This window comes from Methanomassiliicoccales archaeon, from assembly GCA_026394375.1.
Classification (GTDB): Archaea; Thermoplasmatota; Thermoplasmata; order Methanomassiliicoccales; family UBA472; genus JAJRAL01.
Genome location: JAPKYJ010000003.1, coordinates 72,052 through 95,369 on the forward strand (window position 1 = coordinate 72,052; position 23,318 = coordinate 95,369).

Annotated in this window: 24 protein-coding genes; 10 read left to right on the forward strand and 14 right to left on the reverse strand. The window is 59.2% G+C overall.

The features are described 5' to 3' along the window. Window positions 1–17: 17 nt before the first annotated feature. Window positions 18–1,331, reverse strand: a complete 1,314-nt coding sequence (locus tag NT137_00455; protein ID MCX6651816.1) for a hypothetical protein — start codon at window positions 1,329–1,331, stop codon at window positions 18–20. A gap of 117 nt (window positions 1,332–1,448) precedes the next feature. Here NT137_00455 and NT137_00460 point away from each other — a divergent pair, with 117 nt between their 5' ends. Together NT137_00460 and NT137_00465 are read left to right on the forward strand one after the other, a co-directional pair. Then, on the forward strand, window positions 1,449–2,330 hold the full coding sequence (locus tag NT137_00460) for a DUF362 domain-containing protein (protein MCX6651817.1): 882 nt from the start codon (window positions 1,449–1,451) through the stop codon (window positions 2,328–2,330). Between the two features lie 70 nt (window positions 2,331–2,400). Beyond that, window positions 2,401–3,411, forward strand: a complete 1,011-nt coding sequence (locus tag NT137_00465) for a hypothetical protein (GenBank protein MCX6651818.1) — start codon at window positions 2,401–2,403, stop codon at window positions 3,409–3,411. A gap of 1 nt (window position 3,412) precedes the next feature. Here the strand turns inward: NT137_00465 and NT137_00470 are convergent, their stop codons facing one another. Genes NT137_00470 through NT137_00480 form a run of 3 tightly spaced genes read right to left on the reverse strand, consistent with a single transcriptional unit; the run spans window position 3,413 to window position 5,572 of the window. Further along, a complete protein-coding gene (locus NT137_00470; protein MCX6651819.1) occupies window positions 3,413–4,204 on the reverse strand; it encodes a 2-oxoacid:ferredoxin oxidoreductase subunit beta in 792 nt (263 codons plus the stop codon). Window position 4,205: 1 nt separating this feature from the next. Further along, a complete protein-coding gene (locus NT137_00475; GenBank protein MCX6651820.1) occupies window positions 4,206–5,300 on the reverse strand; it encodes a 2-oxoacid:acceptor oxidoreductase subunit alpha in 1,095 nt (364 codons plus the stop codon). 23 nt (window positions 5,301–5,323) lie between these two features. After that, window positions 5,324–5,572, reverse strand: coding sequence for a ferredoxin family protein (locus tag NT137_00480; protein MCX6651821.1), 249 nt, complete (start codon window positions 5,570–5,572; stop codon window positions 5,324–5,326). A gap of 144 nt (window positions 5,573–5,716) precedes the next feature. On the opposite strand from NT137_00480, the gene NT137_00485 reads away from it, so the two are divergent. Both NT137_00485 and nadA read left to right on the forward strand, forming a co-directional pair. Continuing rightward, window positions 5,717–6,640, forward strand: coding sequence for an aldo/keto reductase (locus NT137_00485; GenBank protein ID MCX6651822.1), 924 nt, complete (start codon window positions 5,717–5,719; stop codon window positions 6,638–6,640). A 58-nt stretch (window positions 6,641–6,698) separates the two neighbouring features. Beyond that, window positions 6,699–7,607 carry a quinolinate synthase NadA gene (gene nadA / locus NT137_00490; protein MCX6651823.1) on the forward strand — a complete coding sequence of 303 codons (909 nt, stop codon included), beginning with the start codon at window positions 6,699–6,701 and terminating at the stop codon, window positions 7,605–7,607. Between the two features lie 57 nt (window positions 7,608–7,664). Here nadA and NT137_00495 read toward each other — a convergent pair whose 3' ends face one another. Further along, window positions 7,665–9,140: a hypothetical protein gene (locus NT137_00495; GenBank protein MCX6651824.1), complete on the reverse strand. Its 1,476-nt coding sequence runs from the start codon at window positions 9,138–9,140 to the stop codon at window positions 7,665–7,667. 117 nt (window positions 9,141–9,257) lie between these two features. Between NT137_00495 and NT137_00500 the strand changes: the two genes are divergently transcribed. Beyond that, a complete protein-coding gene (locus NT137_00500) occupies window positions 9,258–10,073 on the forward strand; it encodes a hypothetical protein (protein ID MCX6651825.1) in 816 nt (271 codons plus the stop codon). A gap of 40 nt (window positions 10,074–10,113) precedes the next feature. Here the strand turns inward: NT137_00500 and NT137_00505 are convergent, their stop codons facing one another. Genes NT137_00505 through NT137_00520 form a run of 4 tightly spaced genes read right to left on the reverse strand, consistent with a single transcriptional unit; the run spans window position 10,114 to window position 12,219 of the window. Then, window positions 10,114–10,503 (reverse strand): hypothetical protein, encoded by a 390-nt coding sequence (locus tag NT137_00505; GenBank protein ID MCX6651826.1) that lies wholly within the window; start codon window positions 10,501–10,503, stop codon window positions 10,114–10,116. Window positions 10,504–10,554: 51 nt separating this feature from the next. After that, on the reverse strand, window positions 10,555–11,184 hold the full coding sequence (locus tag NT137_00510) for a LysE family transporter (GenBank protein MCX6651827.1): 630 nt from the start codon (window positions 11,182–11,184) through the stop codon (window positions 10,555–10,557). A 37-nt stretch (window positions 11,185–11,221) separates the two neighbouring features. Then, window positions 11,222–11,944 carry a hypothetical protein gene (locus NT137_00515; GenBank protein ID MCX6651828.1) on the reverse strand — a complete coding sequence of 241 codons (723 nt, stop codon included), beginning with the start codon at window positions 11,942–11,944 and terminating at the stop codon, window positions 11,222–11,224. Between the two features lie 35 nt (window positions 11,945–11,979). Continuing rightward, complete coding sequence (locus NT137_00520) at window positions 11,980–12,219, reverse strand: Lrp/AsnC ligand binding domain-containing protein (protein MCX6651829.1); 240 nt, start codon at window positions 12,217–12,219, stop codon at window positions 11,980–11,982. A 358-nt stretch (window positions 12,220–12,577) separates the two neighbouring features. On the opposite strand from NT137_00520, the gene NT137_00525 reads away from it, so the two are divergent. Beyond that, on the forward strand, window positions 12,578–12,718 hold the full coding sequence (locus NT137_00525) for a hypothetical protein (GenBank protein MCX6651830.1): 141 nt from the start codon (window positions 12,578–12,580) through the stop codon (window positions 12,716–12,718). Between the two features lie 40 nt (window positions 12,719–12,758). On the opposite strand, the gene NT137_00530 is transcribed toward NT137_00525, so the two are convergent. Beyond that, window positions 12,759–13,325, reverse strand: a complete 567-nt coding sequence (locus tag NT137_00530) for a RusA family crossover junction endodeoxyribonuclease (GenBank protein ID MCX6651831.1) — start codon at window positions 13,323–13,325, stop codon at window positions 12,759–12,761. 28 nt (window positions 13,326–13,353) lie between these two features. After that, a complete protein-coding gene (gene aspS / locus NT137_00535) occupies window positions 13,354–14,673 on the reverse strand; it encodes an aspartate--tRNA(Asn) ligase (protein MCX6651832.1) in 1,320 nt (439 codons plus the stop codon). Window positions 14,674–14,817: 144 nt separating this feature from the next. Here aspS and NT137_00540 point away from each other — a divergent pair, with 144 nt between their 5' ends. From NT137_00540 to NT137_00555, 4 genes are all read left to right on the forward strand, one after another. After that, on the forward strand, window positions 14,818–15,042 hold the full coding sequence (locus tag NT137_00540) for a ferredoxin (GenBank protein ID MCX6651833.1): 225 nt from the start codon (window positions 14,818–14,820) through the stop codon (window positions 15,040–15,042). Window positions 15,043–15,184: 142 nt separating this feature from the next. Next, the gene (locus NT137_00545; GenBank protein ID MCX6651834.1) at window positions 15,185–16,327 is read left to right on the forward strand and encodes a fructose-1,6-bisphosphatase; all 1,143 of its coding nucleotides are present in this window, start codon (window positions 15,185–15,187) and stop codon (window positions 16,325–16,327) included. Then, on the forward strand, window positions 16,320–16,997 hold the full coding sequence (gene tpiA, locus NT137_00550; protein MCX6651835.1) for a triose-phosphate isomerase: 678 nt from the start codon (window positions 16,320–16,322) through the stop codon (window positions 16,995–16,997). The genes NT137_00545 and tpiA overlap by 8 nt, the downstream gene beginning before the upstream one ends. Window positions 16,998–17,064: 67 nt before the next feature. Further along, a complete protein-coding gene (locus NT137_00555; GenBank protein MCX6651836.1) occupies window positions 17,065–19,488 on the forward strand; it encodes a phospholipase D-like domain-containing protein in 2,424 nt (807 codons plus the stop codon). A gap of 32 nt (window positions 19,489–19,520) precedes the next feature. Here NT137_00555 and NT137_00560 read toward each other — a convergent pair whose 3' ends face one another. The 3 genes from NT137_00560 to NT137_00570 form a co-directional block, all read right to left on the reverse strand. Further along, on the reverse strand, window positions 19,521–21,083 hold the full coding sequence (locus NT137_00560) for an ATP-binding protein (GenBank protein ID MCX6651837.1): 1,563 nt from the start codon (window positions 21,081–21,083) through the stop codon (window positions 19,521–19,523). Next, the gene (dnaG, locus tag NT137_00565; protein ID MCX6651838.1) at window positions 21,059–22,516 is read right to left on the reverse strand and encodes a DNA primase DnaG; all 1,458 of its coding nucleotides are present in this window, start codon (window positions 22,514–22,516) and stop codon (window positions 21,059–21,061) included. Before dnaG ends, NT137_00560 begins: the two co-directional genes overlap by 25 nt. Window positions 22,517–23,005: 489 nt before the next feature. Continuing rightward, window positions 23,006–23,209: a MoaD/ThiS family protein gene (locus NT137_00570; GenBank protein MCX6651839.1), complete on the reverse strand. Its 204-nt coding sequence runs from the start codon at window positions 23,207–23,209 to the stop codon at window positions 23,006–23,008. Between the last annotated feature and the right edge of the window lie 109 nt (window positions 23,210–23,318).

Sequence of the window (23,318 nt, forward strand, 5' to 3'; positions counted from 1 at the left end):
TCCCGGCCCCTCGACTCTCATTCGGTGGGCTCTCCTTCCTTCTTTACCCAGCGCTGGTCGTCGTCCTTGGCGGACACGTTGAAGCTCAGTAGGTCGCTGACATCGGTGGCCCATTGCAGCGGGTCGGAGTGGATCACCCGCCCTATGAAGCGGGCTCTCAGATCACGCAGCTCAGGGATCTTCATCATGGCATAGCGATAGCGGGAGTACTCCGGCGTGTAGAGCTTGCCCTCTTCCAGGTAGATCGGCTCTCGGCGGAAGTTGATCGCCTCCAGCGCGGCATTCATCTTGTCCAATATTCGATCCAGGTCGGCGAAGCTCTCGCCCTCCGCCCCCGAACGCCTGAACTCCTCACGGGGGGCGATGCGGAAGAAATAGGTCGCCCGGCCAGTATCGTCCTCAGAGGATGCCTCGAAGGCGATGGCATTGCCTGCCTTGCCGTCTGAGGCCGAGGTGATCGGAACGAAGAGCCAGATGTAGTCGGTGATGCCTTCCTCGCCTCGGGTGCGCTTGATCCCCGCCCTGGTCTTTTCCTTGATGCCAAGGGAAGTCAGCAGCTGATACTGGGGGCCGAGGTCGGCGCCTTCCAGCCTCTTCTCCATCGCCCTCCACGAACCAGGGACGAGCTGGTCCAGGAGGGCCAGGTTCACCGCCTTGCCTTCCTTGATGTATCTGGAGGCGTTCTCGATGTTGACTGGGTCCGCCTCCGGGACCAGGTCCTTCAATAGTGCTTTGATGCGCAACGCCTGCTCCGCCATGCCTTCGGCGATCGCCTTGCGGAGTGGCTCGAGCTCCCGTCCAAGCTTGCCAACGGTGAGGAAGCTCCCATCCTCCTTCCTAATGGTCAGGGAGAACTTCTCCACGCTCACCCCGGCGAGGTTCGAGAGCGGCAGGCGAATGAACTCGCCTTTCTCAGGCATGATGGCCACCGTGCTCTGGTACACCCTCACCTCGCACTTGCAGATGAGCGGCTTCTGCTCTTCGTGCGCTCCCATTCTCAGCTCCCCGGGCACGCTCTGCTTTTTAACAGGCTCTTGCATTAACAGGTCTCGGATGAGCTGCTCGTTCCTGGAACGGTTGATGCCTTTCGCCAGGTCCTCGTACTTGTCCCCGATCTTGAAAAGAACGAGCGACTGGCCATTGACCATGGTGGCCTCGATGCGAAAGTCCTGAGACCGCGTGGTCACGATGTCCCTAAGGGAGAAGAAGTAGCTGGTACCGTCGTTGGCGACCAGGCTCAGGGAGTCCGCCTCCAATCTTGCTTTGGCGTCATCCGCCTTGATGTTCATACCGTCTGGCCCAGCGAGAGAGAAGCGCAAGGAGCACTCCATGAGGACAACGATGCCATTGCCGAGATGATAATATTTGTTCTGTGTTCTACCGGCTAATGAGGTCAGGGAAAGGTTATCGGTTGTGAGCAATATTGCATTGATCGGAGGGTAGAGTGCTTGTCGTCCAAGGTGGCGGTGGCTTTGGATCCGGTCAGGAAAAGGGCGGCCAGGAGCGTGGTCAAGGAGATCGGCCTACCTGTCATCGAGGGCAGGAGCGTCCTCATTAAGCCCAACTTCAACACCGCCGATCCCGCGCCCGGGTCCACCCATAACGACACCCTTCTGGCCCTAGTGGAGATGCTTAAGGTGGAAGCGCCGAGAAGTCTGACGGTGGCGGACCGTAGCGGACCGGCGAGCACCAGAGACGTGTTCGGGGAGAAAGGCATGTTCGACCTGGGCGAGGAGGAAGGTTTCGAATGCCTTCTATTCGACGAGATGCCGGACGACATGTACGCCAAAATCGAACCGCCTGGGAGCCACTGGCGGGCTGGCTTTCGCTTCGCCAGGCCGGTGCTCCGCGCGGACCGTGTCATCTGCTTGTGCTGCCTTAAGACCCATCAGTACGGGGGGCATTTCACCATGTCCCTCAAACTGACCACAGGCATGGTGCATCGCCTCGACATGGACGAGCTCCATTCCTCTCCCCACCAGAGACAGATGATCGCGGAGATGAACTACGCATATGATCCGACCATAGTGGTCATGGATGGGGTCGAGTCTTACTACTCCGGTGGTCCCATGCGTGGGCGGGTATGGAAAGCGAACCTGACCCTGGCGTCCAGGGACCGCGTGGCCCTGGATGCTGTGGGCGTTGCCGCCTTGAAGATGCATGGCACCACCGAAGAGATCGAACGCAGGCCGGTCTTCGAACAGGACCAGATCAAGAGGGCGGTGGAGCTGGGACTGGGTGCGACTCGCCCCGAAGACATCGAGTTGGTGCCGGTAGACGATGCTTCCGCGGACGTGGCGGCGAAGCTCGAAGATGCCTTGCGGTCTTGATCCATCGAGCTACTGGCCGTTATCATTGTTTCCTACTGCTTTATGAATGAAGATCTGGCATCGGGCATCGATGAAGTCGAAGAGGAGCTACCTCCCCGCCCTGGCGTTATTCCTCCTTTCCCCGATCATAGGGGAGCTCCTCTCCGGTTCTTCCCCGCCCTTGGAATTCCTCAACCCGGTAGGCCTCGCCTTCATGGTGGGGCTCTATGGCAGCGGAGCGGTGATCATCAGGGAGCTGGTGGTACGTTGGAACAAGGGCTGGACCTCAATATTGGTCATGGGCGTGGCCTACGGCATCATCGAGGAGGGGCTGATGGTCAAATCCTTCTTCGATCCCAACTGGGTGGACATCGGCGTCCTGGGCTCCTATGGCAGATACGCAGGAGTGAACTGGATATGGAGCACGGAGCTGGCCATCTACCACGCGGTCTTCAGCATCGCCATCCCCATACTGCTCATCACCCTTCTCTTCCGAGAGGACTCTGGCCGTAGATGGGTCACCGACCGCACGCTCAAGATACTGTTCGGAGTGCTGGCATTGGATGTGGCGCTTGGGGCCCTCTTCCTCACCCCTTACGTCCCTGAGCCGCAGAACTATCTTCTGGCATTGACATCGGTGTTCGCGCTGTTCGTGTTGGCCCGCGCCCTTCCCCGGCACTACTTCCTCCCTCGCAACGTTCCAGTGCTGCGGCCTCGCCGCTTCCTGGCTCTGGGCGCTTTCTTCTCCTCCACCTTCTTCATCACCCTGTGGGTACTGCCTGCCACGGGAGTGAACCCGCTTGAGCCGATTGCCGTGGTGTTGTTGCTCAGCTGGTACTGTTTCAACACCGCAAGGCGCTGGTCAGGGAACGGGGCGCAATGGCAGCCGAGGCATCAGCTTGCCCTTGCGTCCGGGGTGCTCTCCTTCCTCATCCTCTTCGCGTTCATACACGAGCTGGGCGGAGGGGGCATGGTGGGCATGTCGGTCGTGGGAATGGCGTTCATCCTCTTCCTGAGCTGGTTGTGGAGAGGGCTTCCTTCCACGGCGGATATCAAGCCCAAGAGCCATCCCCGGGCCATCCCTCCCCCTGATTTCCGCTAGCTCAGGCGATCATGCCGAAGGGGGCTCGATTCCTTTCCACGAACTCCCCCACGGTGATCTGTCCGCCGAGGTTGAGGTCCAGCTGGTCGAGCCCCCAAGCTTGGCTCTTCTCCCGTTTCACGCTGATGATCTTGAGCCATTCGAACATCTGCTTGGGGTCGGCCATACGGTTCCTTCGCCCGAAAGAAGTGGGACAGGGAGAGGCGATCTCCACGAAGGAGAAGCCCTTCTTCTGCATGGCCTTCTGCATGGATGCGGTCAGCTCCTTCACGTTGCGCACGGTCCACCGGGCGACGTAGTTGGCCCCTGCGGTCACCGCCAGCTCGGAAAGGTCGAAGGGATACTCCTTGTTGCCATAGGGGGTGGTGGTGCTGTATGACTTGTGCGGCGTGGTGGTGGAAGCCTGCCCCCCGGTCATGCCGTAGATGAAGTTGTTGATGCAGAACACGGACATGTCCACGTTCCTCCGGGCCGCGTTGATGAAGTGGTTGCCGCCAATGGCCCCTAAGTCCCCATCTCCCGAGAAGACCACCACGTTCAAGTCCGGATTGGCCAGTTTGATGCCGGTCGCCACCGCCAAGGCTCGGCCATGGGTGGTGTGGATGGAGTCCGCTCGGATGTAACCGATGATGCGGGAGCTGCAGCCTATGCCAGAGACGAAGACCGTGCGGTCTTGGTCCAGTCCCGTCTCGGCGAAGGCGCGGTGGAAGCAGTTCATCACCATGCCGATGCCGCAGCCAGGACAGAACATGTGCGGCCATCTATCCTCCCGGAACAGATCGAAGAACTCCATCTCAACCTCCCTTGCCGAGGAATTTCACGATCTCCGATGGCGTGGTCACTTCTCCTCCCACTTTGGAAAGCAACCTGGTCTTGATGCGTCCTTCGGCGCAGGCCACTCTCTCCACCTCCCGGTACGCTTGGCCGAGGTTCATCTCCACCACGATGACATCCTCTGTCCCGGATATCGCCTGGCGCAATAGCCGCTCGGGGAATGGCCAGATGGTCTTCAGGTTCACCATCCCGGTTTCAGGATCGGAACGCAGGACCTCGTGCGCGGCCAAGGCTGGAGAGCCATAGGTCACGAGCATTCTCCTGGAATTGGGGCGGATGGTCTCCACTCGGCAGATGTCATCCTCGTGCTTCGTGACCTTGTCGTTCAATCGGCGGACGAGATCCTCGTGCACCTCCGGATCGTTGCTCGGATATCCTGCCACATCGTGCGAAAGTCCAGTGACATGGACCCTCGACCCACTGCCAAAGACGGGGAACTTGGGCACCAGGCTCTCGTCATAGGCGAAACCATCGTGCCAGACCTTATCCGAACGGATGGCTCGGTCGATGACCTCGATCGAGGTGGGAACGGTGGACTTGCCTCTCATGTGTCCCACCTCCGCATCTGACAGGAGGATGACGGGCACTCGATACTTCTCGGTCAGGTTGAAGGCCCGGATAGTGAGGTCGAACATGTCCTGTACGGTGGAGGCTGCCAGAGCGATGATCGGATAGTCCCCGTGCGAGCCGTAGCGCGCCTGCATGACATCCCCCTGGGCGGGCATGGTCGGCAGGCCCGTGGAAGGCCCTCCTCGCATGGCGTCCACGATGACCAACGGCGTCTCGGTCATGGAGGCATAGCCGATGCTCTCCTGCATGAGGGAGAACCCTGGTCCAGAGGTCGCCGTCATGGACTTGGCGCCGGTCCAGGAAGCGCCGATAATCGCAGATATGGAGGCGATCTCGTCCTCCATCTGGATGAACACCCCTCCCTCCTCAGGAAGCCTGGCTGCCAGCCCCTCTCCCACCTCCGTGGATGGGGTTATCGGATAGCCAGCGTAGAAACGCAATCCGGCATAGATGGCCGCCTCGACACAGGCCTCGTTCCCCTGCATGAAATAGGTCCCCGGCGGGAGTCTCACGGCTCTGCCCCCGCCTCTTCATCCCAGCGGAGCGCCTGGTCCGGGCACGTCAGGATGCACATCTCGCACACCGCGTTCTTCTTCGTCTTGCGCTTGAAGTTGGGGCATTTCTCAGGATGGGCGACGACAGGAGGGAAGTAGCCTCTCTCGCTGATGTCCTCACCCTCCTCGAACGAACGTGTCGGGCAGACCACCACGCACAAGTTGCATCCTTTGCAGAATTCCTTTCTCACTTGGACCTGCATGTCGCCTCCCTGCCCACCCCTTCAAATCCGGTTGGCCAATGATATAGTTTTGCCAAGCCACAATGACTTTCCGGAAGATGATGGTGCTCCTGGCGATGGATCCCTCAGACAAAATGATATAGTGCATTCCGATTGTTGGGGGCGATGGAGATTCGCACCCTGGGAAGGAGCGATTTGAAGGTGTCCGCCGTTGGCCTAGGGGCGTGGTCCTGGGGTTCGACGAGATATTGGGAATATGGGAGAAGCTATCGCAAGGAGGATATCGCCCAGGCCATCGAGAAAGCGGTGGAGATGGGCATCGACCTCCTCGATACGGCCGAGGTGTATGGAGGGGGTGCCTCGGAGCGTCTGATCGGTGAGCTCGTTCCCAAAGATGATTTCTATATTGCCAGCAAGTACGCTCCCTTGCACCTCCTGCCCTCTTCCGTCCTCACTCACGCCGAGAGAAGCCGCAAGCGTCTGCAAGTGGAGGCCATCGACCTCTACCAGGTCCATTTCCACAATCCGCTGCTCTCCCTCCGGGCAACGATGCGCAATTTGGAGAAGTTGGTCAGGGAGGGCAAGATCAGGCACATCGGCGTGAGCAATTTCAACGTGCAAACACTGGAGAAGGCCCGTTCCTACCTCTCGCGCTGCGACGTCGTCTCCAACCAGGTGCACTTCAATCTCGCAAATCGCGCGCCGGAAAGGAATGGCATGCTCGACTATTGCCGAAAGGAAAGGCTCTCTATCATCGCCTGGAGCCCTCTGCAACAAGGAGTGCTGACCGGCAAGTATGCTCCGGGCAAGAGGCCGGGAGGCTGGCGGGCCAGAACCCGTTACTTCCGCAATTCCCATCTGAAGGCGGTGCAGCCGGTGCTTCAGGTTCTCGAAGAATGCTCGAAAGCGCATGGCAGGACGACGGCCCAAGGTGCCCTGGCTTGGCTGCTTCGTCATCCAGAGGTGGTGATCATCCCTGGCGCGAACCGAGCGCAGCAGGTGGAGATGAACGCCGGGGCGGTCGGCTGGAGCTTCACCCAAGCGGAGCTGGACCGGCTCGATCAAACGTCGGCGAAGTTCGAGAGATGAACGGCTTTCGGTCGCAGCCAGCCAACCTATTTATACGCCGCCCTTGATTGGCAGCCTCATGCGTGTCGAGGATCGCATCCGGGAGCTCAAAGCGCAGAGGAAAGCGGTCATCCTGGCTCACAACTATCAGAGGCCGGAGGTGCAGGACATGGCGGACTTCGTGGGCGATTCTCTCGGGCTCTCCATGCAAGCCGCCGAGACCGATGCCGACGTCATCGTCTTCTGCGGGGTGGATTTCATGGCGGAGAGCGCGAAGGTCTTGAACCCCGAGAAGAAGGTGCTGATACCGGAGAAGGATGCCCAGTGCCCTATGGCCGCCATGCTCGACGTGTCTGGACTGCTCGATATGAAAAGGAAGCATCCTGGCGCCGCGGTCGTCAGCTACGTCAACACCACGGCCGCCGCCAAGGCCGAGTCGGACATCTGCTGCACCTCCTCTAACGCGGTGAAAGTCGTGAGGTCCCTCGACGCCAGCAAGATCATCTTCGTGCCGGACGAGAACCTCGGCAAGTGGGTGCAGCGTTCCGTTCCGGACAAGGAGTTCGTTTTCTGGCCTGGCTATTGCCCAACCCATGATTCCATCTCTCCGGAGATGATACGCGCGGCGAAGAACAGGCATCCGGGAGCGAAGGTGCTCGCTCATCCCGAATGCCGGCCGGCCGTGCTCGACCTGGCGGATGCGGTCCGCTCCACCGAGGGAATGATCCGGTTCGTGAAGGAGAGCGAAGCCAGAGAGTTCATCATCGCCACCGAGCAGGAGCTCCTGCACCGCCTGAAGAAGGAGGCGCCAGGGAAGGTCTTCCATTCCATCCCCGGGGCGCTTTGCCCGAACATGAAGAAGATCACTCTGGGTTCAGTTCTACGTTCCCTGGAGGAGATGAATTACGAGGTCGAGCTGCCCGAGGACGTAATGCACAGGGCTCGATTCCCCCTAGAGAAGATGATGCAGGTGGGACGCGGGGACTGAGCTCTGCTCTAGGGGCAAGAAAAAGAAAATGAGAAAAGCGGAAAAGGGGTTTTGAGCCTAGGGCTGCCTGTACTCTGGTGGGGAGCGGTGGTTGAACTTCTCGTTCCCCTTCTTGTTTTGGCGGCGGATCAGCACGAGGGCCGCGATCATGGAGATGACGATAACCACCACGCCTACGAACAGCACGAACAGGAGCGCCTTGAGCCCATCGTTCATGTCGATCTGCAACGTCTCGCCGATGAATGACGGGTCATGCATGATGTTCGCGCCCATCGGATAGATGTATCCTCCCAGGATGACAAGCAACTTCACCTGGCCATCCCTCTTGTCCGTGGGGAACTCGGAAGCGACGCCGGCGTGGATCTGGTAGTACATCTGCTTCTCCGCTCCGTCCACGCTCACGTTGCTTACCCAGGTCAGCATGCCGCAGCGTTCCCAGTTGTTCTTGAAGCTGATGCTGTCCTTGGTGAGCAGCTGGGCCTGACCAGGCAGTTGACTCTGCTCCGCGACCGTCTGGTTGCTACCTTCCGCCTCGTAGTTGGCCAAACCCGTCCCGTCGCTCAGGTGGCTCTTCAGGAACTGCACGTTGTACCATTCCTCCACCCTCTCCGGGATGAACGCGCCGAAGACCAGCAGGTTCTCCAGCATGAGGTGGGAATCGATCGCGTCAGGGTAGGGATCCCAGCCTTCCACGATGTGGTCGTACTTGAAGGCGGTGTTCGCCGCCACGCCAGTGTACTCACGGGAGGCGATCTGCTCGGAATGGGTGATCCTTCCATGGTCGAGGGTGACCTTGTAGAACGGCACCTCGGCCGTGACCTCCTTGGCCGTGGCCTCGATATGGAACCGGAACTCGATCTTCTCTACCACGCCGTCCTCCGGGGTGCCATCGCGCACAGCATGTATTGTCGGGTCGTAGACCTTTGAATAGGTGACATTAGTAGCATAGAGCGAGAATTCGAAGGTCTTGCTCTGGTTGACCGTGTCCGTGAGCGAGGTGATGGGAGACAAGGTCCAAGCGCGCTTCATATCCACGTACTTGTACAATGGCTCGAACTTCTGCGCGCCCTCGAAGAAGAACGTGTGGTTGCTGGTGAAGTCGAAGAGACCGTTCCCCGCTCCATAGCTGCCGAAGAGAGTATCAATGCCTGTGTCATCGAACTCCAGCAGCCCGAACAAGGACTGTGCGAAGACGGTGACGATAGGTATCGGGACCGCGTCCAAGATGGTGTTGCCGTTCGGACCGACGACCTGAGCCCCGCCCAGATAGCGCAGGGTGACGCCCACGAGCGTGATGGGAGCTGGATTTGCCTCCGTCCCGTACACCACCGCGAACCAACCGGCGGAACCGTCCTTGGTCATGTTCACGGCCACGTAGTCGCCGCCATTCCATTCGCTAGTATGCCCAGTCTCGAGCCTGATCCGGTCGATGGGATTAGGCGCTGGAGCCGCGCTCACGACGCCGCTCATCCCTCCAGTGAGCATCAGGGCGACGACCGCGAGCGAGATCATGCCGATGTAGGTTGCCTTCATGAGGAATTCACCTCTGTCCCGTGCTATGCTTAGGACCAATCTAGTAAGGCCATGAAGGAGTGTTACTCAACAATCTTCCTGAGGGTATTATATAATGGAAATCAGAGTTCGAAGGGAATGAGCCGGGGCGATGTACGGGCGGTGGAGAACCCGATCTCCGCGGTCTTCGATCTTGCCGAGGAGGTGAATGCGGAGATCCCCAAGTTCCGCAAGCTCGTTACCTACGCCACCATCTTCATCGGAATCTGGCTTTTCATCGATTTCATTCTTATGCTGGCTACCCTTGGTAGTCAGACAGTCGTGGGGCTGTTGCTGCTCATTCTCTTCGTGGTCGGCGTCTTGGCCTTGGCCATGCTCCGCAACCTGGGCGACTTCATGCGCTACTATGCCCAACGCCATGCGGCCATCGTGCGAGTGAGGGACGAGGACCCGGTCGTCTACGTGCCTAAGGGCGACAGCGCGGTGCTCAGGCTCCTGGAGCTGCTACGGACGAAAAGCCCAAGCATGGCCCAGGCGATCGCGAACCATGACTACCAGGTCGCGGCCATATTGAAGGGCAATTCCGGCCTGCTATACAACTTCGATGCTTACTTGCGTTCCAGACCAGGAACGTTCTGGAAGCTCCTGGGGATCGGTTATCCAGGCTACCAGATGTTCGTGAAGGTCTTCGGATATCCTCCCCGGTCGGAGGACCTGGCCGCGCTCAAGACCGCCGCGGAGGACGTGTGCAAGGACAACCACATGCCACCGTCGCGGGTCATCGCTCTCTGGACGCGAAAGGCCGAGCAGGATCTATCCGAGCAGGCCTACAAGTTGCTCTCCGAAACCCAGGTGGCCATGTCCCATTGGGGGAAGCGCTATGTCTCCTCCCTGGAGCTCATCATCGAGAACGACGATGGCACCTACGAGTTCATACCTTACATCGCGGCATGAGCCGATAGGGAGCCGTTGTCCGCAAGAAGAGATAAGACGCTCACTTTGCACGGTCCGCCCAGTGAGGCATTCTTCGATATTGGTAGTGCTCCTGGATCTGCTCCCTGTAGATGGAAAGGAAGAACTCGTTGTACTTGCGGATGTACAGCACCCCCGCCTTGGTGATGCGCACCTCGTAGCGACCTTCGTGCTGCTCTACGGTGACCAGTCCATCCTCCACCAGCTTCTCGATGACCTTGTTCGTCATGAAATGGTTGGAGCGGATCTCATGTTTGATCTCCTCCTTGGAAATGCCTCGTGGACTGGAGCCAAGTATAGAGTCTATCTTGTCATCCAATCCATCCTGATATAGATCGATGCCAAGCTCCGAGACCAGCCGATTGAGCGTAAAACAACCGTAGATTTTGTGGTCCTTGTAGGTCTTGGACATCCTAGAGGCCAGATATGGGAGTGGGGTCTTTAAAACAGACGACCTCGGTCATCACATCAGGTTGCCAAGCGAGCTGGCCAAGAAGTAGATTCCGAAGAAGAGCATGATCGCTCCTGAGGCCACGAACAGCCATTTGTGCCATTTCTGGCTCCAGGCCTCCTTGGTCTTGAAGACCGCCACCGAGACCAATGAGTACCAAGCGTAGTCGCAGGCCAGATGCACGATGATGAACAGGGGCAGCATGATCAGGCCGAACTCCACCGCTCCCGCGATGAGCGCCGCTCCCACCGTCGCCCACCATAGGATGAAATAGGGGTTGGCGGCGGTCATGACTATGCCTGAGAGGAAGGACCCTTTGCCCGCTGCATCCGCTTCCTTCAACTGCGTGTCCCGGGTGCGGATCAGGTCGTAGCCCATGTAGAGCAATATGATGCCTCCCACGAGGCCGATGACGAAGAAGACCATATCGTTGCGGAGCACCGTGTCCAGGCCTAGGAATATCGCTACGATGAGGGGCACCTCTATGACCGCGTGTCCGGTGGCGATCTTGATCCCCGCTCTGACGTCGCCATAGCCCTTGGCCACGGTGGTGGCGAAGATCGGTCCCGGGGCCATCACTCCTGACAGTGAGACGAAGGCGATGGTGGCCAGGAACAGTACAGGATTGTCAGCGGGCGTCATCTCGCGCCCCCTATCCCTCGCACAATATTCAAACCTCTTATTGGCGCCCGAGAGGCGGGGAAGCGCGGATGCTATCAAGACCGTACCATTGCTCTGAGTGGTCAATGTACTCCGAGGGCTCGACCTCGTGGATGAGCACCTGGTCCACATCGATCACCTGCACCACATGGATGTGCGCGTGCATGATCTCGTCCGGGGAGACCGGGGGATTGGAGTAGTACATGTCGCAATAGCGTTTCACCTGGACCACCTCCTCCTGGCTGCGGAAGCGCGCCGGTTTGGTGAGCATCCGGGGGATGGGCATGATATAATGCGGCGGCGCGCCAAGGGCGAAGCGATTGCAGAAGCCGCTATAGCGAGCGATCTTGCTGGCGATGCGGGCCTTGATGTAGTCGACGGGGTCGAGGGCGTGGGAGGGCGGAACGTAGCCAGTCTCCACCTCCACGATGAACGTGCCCATTCCCTTCTTGGCGAACACATCGCACGTCAGCCCGCTGTCCAAGGTGTGTTCCAGATCGACGTCGTAGCCAGCGGTGATCAGGTTCTTGGCCACGATGAGCTCGAGGATGGAATGATTTATCTTGAGCATGTTGCGGTCCCTGAGCTCCTTCAACCTCTGAGCCAGGCGTTCGATGTTGGCCTGCACCTCTCCTGAGACATCGACAGAAAGTCTTTGGATCAGAACGTCCACGTCCTTCTCATAGACGTTCTGGGATACGCCCTTCTTCTTTTGCGCCAGGGCTCCACCAGCTTGCTCCATTGGAACGGAAGGCATAGTATCTGGGCCTAGATGAACTATTTGCACTCGCGGCTTACGATCAGCGTCAGCGTGGACCTTATCCCGGCGATCTTCCGCACCTTCAGGGTGATGCTGTTCTCCAGGGACTCCATGGTCTCCGCTTTCACCCTGGCAACGACGTCATAGACCCCGTAGACCAGGAACGCTTTCTCCACCTCAGGCAGGGCGCAGAGCTCATTCAGGATGTCCGCCTCCTTGCCGATCTCCGCGTTGACCAAGACGATCGCCGTTGGCATTCATTACCCGTATCAATTACGACTGCCTCGGCATATCAACCTGTTGCCTCCGCGTCATTTCTAAATACGTCCAACCCTCTGCCCAAGCGGGTGCCGCTTTGAGCGGATCGCCCGGCAGGATGAAGAGAAGAGGGTCAGCTGATCGTAAGAGATGATGAGCCCTATGAGTGCAGACTGCCAGCGGCGCCCCCTGACAAACGGTATTCTGAGGCCGAGTAAAGGATATTAATGCGGGAGCCATCCTAACAATAGTATAGAATAGTATAGAGGGCCAGAGCCAATGAACAACGCTCCCTGTGGAAGGGATTTTGGCCAATGTCAGTTCTAAGGTGTTCGACGTGACGGGTGCGCGAAGGAGATGCGCCTTTCCTACGCGCACAAATGCCAGGTCTATGAGTCCCCAGAAGGCATGCCTTTGGCCATCTGCCCTTTGATCGTCCAGAAGAGCGCCCGTTTGGGCCTGAGGACCGATTCCGGACCCGGCTCCCCAGTGGAATGAGCGTACGAACGGTCAAGGAGGGCGGGGCTCAGATGTTCTCTCATTCCAATCTGATGATGGTGATCTTGGCGCCAGGGATCTCTCCCGGCCCTCCGTAGCGCTTCTTGGTCACTATCCTCACGACCTGCGAGTCGTCAGGCAGGATCACATTGGCGAGGCCGTCGAGCACGGCCCGAACGAGCTTGTCCAGATCAGGGCGGCGTGTGTTCTGGTGGACCCGCTTGGGAAGGCTCTTCGGGCGGGAGAAAACGAACTCCGCCTCCACTTCGTAGGCACAGTCGCCATCATTGGAGTAGAAGGAGATCCTGCGTGCCTCATTGGCCCTCTGGGCCTCCGTGGCCACCCGAAGCTGCCATTGCTTGGTGTTCCGGTTCGTGGTCGTGGTGACCACCCGATCCAGCTTCTTGACGTAGAACGAGCGCGTGCTACCTTTGGGCTGCGGGTCTCCGGCCACGAAGAAAGAGATGCGATCGGCCTGCGATCCCTCTTCTTGAGGGTCGAGGTCATCAATCGGGCTTCGGTCATATCCGCCCTCTTCCGGCATCGGTCCCTGGAACATCATGCTATCGCTTGAAGTCTTCTCCTGAATGGAACCTTCGCCGCTCATTGCTTACATCTTGAATCGCACGGCCTCATCAAGGCGACAAACGGTTGCGGTCCCGGGGGAAGAGGATGGTCTCGCGTATGTTAGGGAGGCCGAGCATCTTCTGCAGCAACCTCTCCACCCCCAATCCCCAGCCTCCATGCGGGGGCATACCGTAAGCGAACGCGTTCAGATAGAAATCGAAAGAGCTTGGTTCCAGCCCTTTCTTGCCCATGCGCTCCACCAAGCGGTCGTAGCGATGCTCCCTTTGTCCACCAGAGGCGATCTCCTGTCCTCGGTAGTCCAGATCGAAGGAGAATGAGAAGGGCGTGCCGTCCCTCTCCATGATATAGAAGGGTTTGGCCTCTTCGGGATATTCGGTGATCCAGTAGACGTCGTAGCCTTTCGCTGCCATGACGTCCCCTAGGGCCTTCTCTCCTTCGGTGCCCAGATCCTCTCCCTTGGCCATCTTGCATCCTTCCCTGTTCACCAGGTCCAGAGCATCCGAGTAGGTGATCACGGGATAGGGTGTCTTCGGCAGCTTGATCTCGGCGTTCGCCTTCGACAGCAGGTCCTGGCCCTGCTCTGCTATTCCCTTCAAGGTGTATTGGACGCAGCCCTCCAGCACATCAAGCACATCCCGCATGGAGCGGATGTGCGCCATCTCCGCGTCGAAGCTGATGAACTCCGAGACGTGGCGGATGGTGTCCGATGGCTCGGCTCGGAAAGCGGGGCCGATCTCGAACACCCGGTCCAGGCCGGTGGACATGAGCATCTGCTTGTACAGCTGTGGGCTTTGCGCCAAGTAGGCTTCCTTGCCGAAATAGTCGATCTTGAAGAGCGTTGCTCCCCCCTCTGCTCCGGAGGCCACGATCTTGGGCGTGAATACCTCCACGAAGCCATTCTCCACCAGATAGTGATCGATGAGCTGCAATGCCATGGACTTCAGCTCGAACACCGCCCTCACTTCTGGCTTGCGCAGGTCCATGAAGCGGTGGTTGAACCGCGTCTCCGTCTCCACCGAGACCTTGTCCACAACGCCCATAGGCAATGGGGAATGGGCGGTGGAGACCACCTCGTAGGAAGAGGGAATGAGCTCATATCCGGCCCGAGCCTGCTGGCTCTGCTTGACTGCGCCGGTGACGCGCAGGACCGATTCTCTTGGCACCGTGGTGATGCCAGCGAAAAGCTCGGGCGTGACCTTCTTCTTCGGCACCGCTACCTGTATCACTCCGTGTCGATCGCGAAGGATGACGAACGCTATGCCGCCCAAGGCTCGGGTGTCTTGCACCCACCCCTCGACGCAGACATCTTTGTCGAAGTCGTTCGCAGTGATGCTCTTCGAGTCGCGCATCGGTGCCGTCTCGTTCATGGCTCTCCCGCCGGAGGGATAAGCCCCGTCCATATTTATAGGCTGGCCACGGTCCAGTGTTCTCTGGACAAGGCCGATTTCAAATGCCGAAGGCAGATGGATTCCGGTAACATTATAATACCCAATTCTTCAATACAGCCCCTCATGCCGGTCAAGGTAAAGATCGATCACGATGCGTGCACTGCATGTGGATTGTGCTACAATGATGAATGCCCGGACGTCTTCGAAGAGGGCGAAGACGGCAACTCCTCGCTGAAGGCACCTTTCAGGAAGGGAGGCCCGACCGACGGGGAAATCCCAGATGACAAGAAGGCGTGCGCACAGTCCGCCTCCGACGCCTGCCCCGTCTCCGCCATCTCGTTGGAATGAACAGATCACGGGCTAGGTGATAACCCCTGGGGGCGAGGCCGGAATGACGCCCCTGTTCAGATCCATTCCAGGTCCAGCTGGTATGTCAAGTATTTTATATAGCCATTACATTCTTTGAGCATCCAAGGAAAGGGATGGCCATATGGTCAACAAAGTGACGGTTTCGGTTATCAAGGCTGACGTGGGCTCGGTGGTCGGTCACTCCCGACCCCACCCCAAGATGATGGCGCTGTGCGAGGACGTCCTTCGGGAGGGCATGAAGGCGGACGTCATTAACGACTTCTTCGTCACCCGGGTGGGCGACGACATCAACCTGTTCATGGCTCACGGGAAAGGAGAGAATCACAAGGACGTCCACGGACTGGCCTGGGAGGCCTTCATGACCGCGTCCAAGGCCGCCAAGGACATGAAGCTTTACGCCGCCGGCCAGGACATCCTCAAGGATGCCTTCTCCGGGAACGTCCGAGGTGCGGGACCGGGAGCCGCCGAGATGGAGTTCGTGGAACGCGGCTCGGAACCGGTCCTCTTCTTCATGGCGGACAAGACCGAACCCTCTGCCTATTCCCTTCCGCTCACGCGCATCTTCATGGATCCGTTCACCACCACTGGCCTGGTCATCGACCCTCGAATGCATGTAGGCTTCAAATTCGAGATCGTGGACGTGTTCAAGTGCAAGAAGATCGTCATGTCCTCTCCTGAGGAAAGCTATGACATCCTCAGCTTGCTCGGGGACACGACCAGATACGCCATCAAACGCATATTTAGCAAGGATGCATCTATCGGAGTGGCGTCGGTGGTCAGCACCGAGAAGCTGAACGTTTGCGCCGGCAAGTATGTGGGCAAGGATGACCCGGTCTGTGTAGTGCGCTGCCAGAGCGGTCTTCCGGCGGTGGGCGAGGTCCTGCAACCTTATATGTTCCCTCAGCTGGTCGCGGGATGGATGCGCGGTTCTCACTATGGCGCTTGGTACCCATGCTCCGTGGAGGATTCCGACCCCTCCTACTTCGATGGTCCTCCCCGTGTCGTGTGCTTGGGATTGCAGATCAGCAACGGCAAGTTCCAGGGCCTGGAGGAGCCGGGATCATCTCCCGGAGTGCACAGGCCGGTGGACTTCTTCGCCGGCAGCGTATGGGACGAAGCTCGACGGAAAGCAGTCAAGGTCAGCATCTACATCCGCCAGCACGGCCCGTTCATGCCTGGCATCCTCGGCCCCGAGGAGATGGAGTACACCACCCGTCCCGCGGTCCTGGAGAAGCTGACCAAAAGGATGGAAGACATTGACTGAGCTCCGCACCCCGGCGGTCATCATCAATTTCAAGGTCTACCGCGAGGTGGAGGGGAAGAAAGCTCTGGCTCTCTCCAAGCTCTGCCAGGACGTGGCCGAGACTTCGGGCGTGAACATCGTTGTCTGCCCTCCAACAGTGGAGCTTTCCGCGGTGGTCCACGGGACCAAGCTACCGGTTATGGCGCAGCATGTTGATCCGAAAGACCCCGGCTCGGCCACGGGCTGGGTGACCGCGGAAATGGTGAAGGCGGCAGGCGCGGTCGGCACGCTCATCAATCATTCCGAGCATAGACTACCCGAGGAAGCGATCGCCCAGGTCATCGGCTCCTGCAGAAAGAACAGGCTCATATCCTGCGTCTGCGCCGATACCTCGGAGACATCCGGCTTCCTGGCCAAGCTCGGTCCGGACATGATCGCGATCGAACCCCCTGAGCTCATCGGAGGGGAGGTATCGGTCACCAACGCCAGGCCAGAGGTGGTGGAGAGGGCGGTAGCGGCGGTGCATCGGGTGGACGCTGGCATAGTCGTTCTGTGCGGGGCCGGGGTGAAGACCGGCGAGGACGTCAAGCGAGCCATCCAGCTCGGCGCCAAAGGCGTGCTCCTGGCCTCCGGAGTAGTCAAGGCCAAGGACCCGAGAGCGGCGCTCGAGGACCTTGTACGTTACATCTGAACTAGTCTGAGAGAACAGGCTCATTGTAGTGGAACACGATTTCGAGAGGCCTGCAGCTTCCGCGACGATGAGGGGCACGTTCTGCATAGTCGCCTTGTTTTTCATCCTCCCCACCATGCACGTCGCCCTCTCATCACCTAGCGCTTCCGGTGAGATGATGCAGGAACGCTCCCTTGACTACGGTCTTGTGCGCATCCATGCCATCCTTCCGGATTTCGCCTGTGAGTCGGTGACCATCATCAACCTGGGCAAGGGGACGGTGGACCTGGATCGATGGACGGTCTCCGACGGCGAAGGATGGCTCACTTTCCGAGCGGGCGTTGTCCTGGGACCCGAGGAGAGGCTCTCGCTCTGCTCCAATTCTTCTATGCAGCTCCGGCTGGATCCAGGGGTACGCGCCATCTCCTTCGTTTCGACCGAGCTGGATAGGAAGGGGCGATTCGCCCTGGCCGACCAAGGCGATGAGGTCCAGCTTCTGGGGGCGGATGGTTCTTTGCAGGACGTCATTCCATATGGTGCGACGGAGCACCAAGGACCAGGGTGGGTAGGCCCGCCGGTGGCCAAGCCGGGCCCGGGGCGGTGGCTGGTCCGGACCGGAGGCTCGGACACGGACAGCTCGATCGATTGGCTTGCTGGGACGCCGGGGCGCTCGAACTTCGATGAGGAATATCGAGAGGCTTATGTGGAGCCTTTCCTCTGTCCAGACAACGCTAGATCGAGGTTGCTGCGGGAGATCCACTACGCACAGAAGAACGTGAGCATCGCCATCTACGAGATCGGGGATGAGGCGGTGGGCAGAGAGCTGCTCCGAGCGAGGGCGCGAGGAGTGGAAGTCCGCCTGTTGGTGGAAGGACAGCCGGTGGGCGGCATCCCTTCGACCGAGACCCGTCTGCTATCTGCTCTACAGGCCCACGGCTGCGACGTGCACCTGATCAAAGCCTTCGACGGCTATCGGCGGTACGACTTCGTGCACTGCAAATATGCGGTCATCGACGCCCGTCGCCTATTGGTCACATCAGAGAACTGGATGCATGATTCGCTGAACGGCAACCGAGGATGGGGCGTGAGCGTGGAGGACGAGTCCCTAGCCAGATACTTCCTCAGGGTCTTCGAGGCTGATTACTCATTAGACCGTTTGGACGTGGTCCGTCCGGAATTCAGTGAACCCTTTGAGCTGGCATCCGGTCCAGGATGGCAAGGGGACGATGGGAACGAGCCATCTCCGGCCTCTTGGGCAGGCGTAACCACAGTCCTCTCTCCGGAGAATTCCTTGGAAATCCTGCGGGGCATGGTGAGAAGCGCTAGCACGAGGGTTCTGGTGGAGCAATTCTACTGCGAACCCGCGTTGCTCCATGACGACGGTTTGGTTTCCGACCTGCTGGAGGTGGCCCGTCGTGGCGTCCTGGTCCAGGTGCTGCTTGACGGCTCCTGGTACAACACGGGGGATGGCGGTAAGAACTCTGAGGTGGTGAAGTATTTGGGCAACCTGGCAGAGAGCTTTCAACTTCCAAACCTCCAAGCGCGCCTCTCCACCCCGTACCATGGCTTCGAGGTCATCCACAACAAGGGGATGATCGTCGATGACTCGGTGCTGGTTTCCAGCATCAATTGGGGCAGCGGGCCGTTCGATCGCAACCGCGAGGTCGGTCTCATGATCGAATCCGGGCCGGTAGCGGATTTCTTCGCTCATGCTTTCGAGGGGGACTGGGTGCCTGATCCGAGCCTGCCAGCCATCATCGATATCCCAGATTCGGTGGACCTGGCCGCTGGATTGCACCTGGTGCTCAACGCCAGCAATTGCTACGATCCCGCGGGCATCGTATCCTATTTGTGGGACGTGGGCGCGGACGGCAGCTGCGAATGGAATGGAGCCTTGTGCTACCTGGAAATCACCGGCGATGTTCTGGTCAGGCTGACCGTGGTCGATAGCTACAACAACACCGCCAGCAAGGACATCAGGGTGCATGTTATCCGCTCTCAGGCCATCGTCTCCGATGGTTCGATCTACCTGACGCTCTTGGCGAGCATTCCCTTGGTCTGGGCAGCGCGGAAAAGGATTAAGAGGAATCGCACCGATGGCGAGCGCCGTGCGGCTCCGTCCCTTCGAGCACCGCGACCTCGGGCAGGTGTACAACCTGGCCTGCAAGGCGCTCAACGAGACCTACTCCATCACGGTGTTCACCGATCTCTACGCCTACTGGCCAGGAGGATTGATCGTATTGGAGGAGGGTGGGGACATCATCGGGTTCGTCTTCGGCATCATGGTCTCTCGGGCGGAGGCGCGCATCCTCATGTTGGCCGTCGAACCTCCACATCGAATGAGAGGGCTAGGCAGCCTGCTCTACCGGTCGTTCGAGCGGGAGTGCGCCAACAAGGGCATCAGGACCGTGGGCCTGGAGGTGCGAGTGAGCAACCTCCCCGCCATAAGGTTCTACCAGAAGCTGGGGTTCCAGATCACGGGAAGGATCGATTCGTACTACACAAACGGTGAGGACGCCTACCGCATGCAGACCTTCTTCTAGGTCAATGGAACATCTTGTCGTCGCCATGCTCGTTCCAGAAGTAGTATGGCGACTTCTCTTTCTGCGAGGAGGATATGTCCGAACCGAGACCTTTGGCATAGGAGCCGTAGCGGTCCTTGATCTGCTCCTCGATGGAGCGGTTGCGCTTGATCGCTTCCTCGATATGCTTGCGGTCGATGAGCTTCTCCCCTTCCATCGAAGCCAGGTCGCCAGCCGCTCGAATGAGGCCTCCAAGCTCTCTGAGTCTGACGGTCAGGGAGTTGCTCTGGCCATCGATCACCTTGGCCCGGCGCTTGGCCTCGTGCAGGATGGCGTGCACCGCTTCGATGGTCGCAGGCGGTATCTTCCCGTCCACGGCGATCTCCTGCGCCACGAACTGAGCCACCCGGGCGCGGTTTGTCTCGCTATCCTCCATGGTGGTCTTGACCAGCACCTCGTATCCGTTGCCGTTGATGCGCGAGCGAAGAGGAGAGAGCACCAGTTCTAGGTCCTGGATGTTGCAGGCGCCTACGAGAATAAAATCGCAGGGCACGTTCTCCACTTTGACGCTTGCGCCCGAGCTCTGAGGATTGCGGCCGGTGATAGGAAAGCGCCTCTCCTGCATTGCGGTGAGGATGTATCTCTGAAGGTGCCCAAGATGCGATAGCTCGTCGATGAAGAGCACTCCCTGATGCGCCTCCTGGATAGCGCCTGCGATCACTCGTTCATATGGCTGAGTTCCCAGCTGCGGATGCCCGCCATAAGGGTCGTGGCGCACGTCGCCCAGGAGCTCGGTCTCGCTCGCTCCGGTGGCTAGCACGAATGGATTTCGCTCCAGGGGCACGATGACCTTGCGCGGTCTGATCTTCTCCAGCTCGCGCCGCTTCTCCAGGGCCGCCTGGTCCAACACCCGGATCATCTCGCCGGTGCGCTCGAACACCACCACCTCCTCCTTGCCGAAGCGGTTGCGGGTGGTGGTGACTCGGTCCTTGCCAGCCCCTCCCAGCTGCATCTGTCCTCCGGCCAATCCGGCCTCCAGCAGCCCGGTCATGATGTCGCCAAAAGGAGTTCCGGTGGCGCTCGCGTCCCCTGTCTTTGGTTTCTGGCACTTATTGCAGAAACGTTCCCTGTAAGAAGAATAATGGCCGCAGTTGCGGCACCTATAACCCAGTCTCTCGGCCACGTTCACTGGCGCATTCTTGGGATCGACCAGGTCCCCGGAGGCGAACTCCTTCGATTGGTATTCGCTCCTCACCTCGACATCCTTCTTGACCTCGACCAGCGGTCGTTCCGGATTCTCTGGGTTATGCACCACCCTTATCTCTTCTGTGGGGACGGAGAGATAGAGGGCGAGGGCTTGGGCGATCATGCTCTTGCCCGTGCCCGGTGGTCCGACCAACAGCAGATGCCTGCGTTGGGTGGCGGCGATCTTGGCCAAGGCCACGGCCTCTTCCTGACCGATGACCCGCATGAGCGGGTCCTGAGGGATCTTTATGTCCGAAGTGGTGGAGATCGCCTTCAGGTCGGGGAGCTTCGCGCCTTGTGCCTTCATGGCCGTCCTCAGTTCAGGTCTTCCTTGGTCCACACTTCCACGTTGGCCGGTTGCTTGGTGATATTGCCCATCTTGGCTCCGATGATGGTGCCGATCTTCTTGTCCGCGGCGATGTCCAGTATGCGCTGGGTTATGATGCCGTCGAAGACGATGGCGCTCAGCCCTTCCATTCCTTCCTTCAGGGTGTTCACGAGCTCTTTGACAGGCACCTCTTTCATCACGGCGCCGTTGGCGCCGATGAGCCTGGCCTTGGACGTGGCCGAAAGCTCATTGATGATGCCCTTGTACTTCTCTTGGGCGGCGTTGAGCTTCTTGGCCGGACCCTTAAGCTCCCGAGGCTCTTCCGCGGTTCCGGTTGGCTCGGCCCTTTCCACGCGCTCCTGGCGTTCCTGACGCTCAGGCCGCTCCTGTCTCTCGGACCGTTCTTGCCTTTCTGGCCTCTCCTGTCGTTCCGGGCGCTCCTGGCGTTCAGGTTTCTCCTGCTTCTGCTCCGGGCGCTGCTGCTCTTGTCGAGGCTCGGGCTTCTCCGGGCGCTCCGGCCGATCGGACTTCTCGCCACGATCGGCCTTCTCCTCGATCTCCGTGCGCTTCAGAGCGGCCTTCTCCCCGTTGCGGGACATGACCTGGTCGCCCTCCAGGCCGAACATCTCGATGAACTGTTCCGCCGGCACCTTGTTGCGCAGGCACTTCATGATCTGCTTCTGGGTCAGTTCCTCTACCTCGAGACCGCGCGGGGCGCGAGCAACGAAGTCCACCTCCGCCACCTGGAACAGTTCACGCAGGATGAGCTCTCCACCCCGGTCCCCGTCCACGAAGGCTGTGATGACCCTTTCCTTCGAAAGATCGCTGATGCTCTTGGGGATGTTCGTCCCCTCCACCGCGATGGCGTTCTTGATGCCGGATTTGAGCAGGTTGAGCACGTCCGACCGGCCTTCCACGACGATGATGGCGTCCGATTCCGGTACGTTCGGACCGGCTGGCAGCCGCTCCTTGCCGAAGTAGATGACCTCTTCCACCTGCACCGACTGCCGCACGCTCTCCGTGAGGTCGATGCCGCTGGTCTTGGACTGCTTGATGAGGTCGGTGAGCAGGTCCCTAGCTCTTTCGATGATCTTTTGCCTCTTGCTGATCCTCACGTCCTCGATGCTCTCGACCGCGATCTTGGCCCTGCACGGGCCTACTCGATCGATGGTCTCCAGGGCGGAAGCGAGGATGACGGTCTCCACTTGGTCCAGGGAGGAGGGGATGAGCACATCGCCCTCGGATTTGCCCTGCTTGGAGTGCACGTCGACCTCGATCCTGCCTATCCTGCCGCTCTTCTGCAGGTCGCGCAGGTCGAGCTCGTCCCCGAGCAGGCCTTCCGTCTGCCCGAAGATTGCGCCGACCACGTCAGGTTTCTCCACTATGCCGTCAGCGTTCAGTCTTGCCTTTATTAAGTACTTGGTAGTACTGGGATCGATATTCATTGGTCACACCTTTTGTTTGTTCTCGGTTGGGAAAAACAGTCCGCAGACCTTGTCCGGTCTAGCTGCCGCCTTCGCGCTTCCGGTCACCTGGACCGAACGCGCTCTGGTCGAATCTACCCCTATGGTATCCTATGCAAGGATATGATGACTGGGTGATAGTGATCATGATTATGCACTAACCGGGCGTCAACCCGGAGTGTTCTTCCTGCCCTTTAGTTCCCGATGCTAAATATATAGTTTTCGGCGATAGAAGCGATTGCACGGGTTATCGTCGGGGTTCGAACCGAGCGATCTGCTTATCGGTTGGAGTGCATGGGGTTGAGGATGAGCGGTTCTCAGCTCTCGGCGGCATGGCGCATGGGAAAGCCGTTCGTGGTGCTCGCAGGTGGATGGCACACCCATGACCGGTTCCTTCTTCATGGGAGCGGTTTTCATCGCCGCGACTATAAGTTGGGCTCTAGCAGCCTATCTATGAGCTGATCTTCAGCATCAGCCGCCAGAGGCGACCTTTAGAATTCGGAGCAGATCGCCTTCGACCAGGACATAGGTCAAGGGAACGGGTCTCGCGCCGATCATCACGATGTGCGCATCCGGGAAGAGGCCGAGCTGCCGCAGGAGATCCTCGATCGTCGCACCTTCGCTCAACTGCACCGGTTTGGTTTCCTCTCCCTTCTGAATTCTTACGGACGGCATGCAGAGCCCTACATGAAGGAGAACGCTCCCTAGAATTTACCGTTTTCGCGTGGGTCCGATGAGCCAAGCGCAATGAAGCATCGATAGAAGCTAGAAATAGATGTATGTC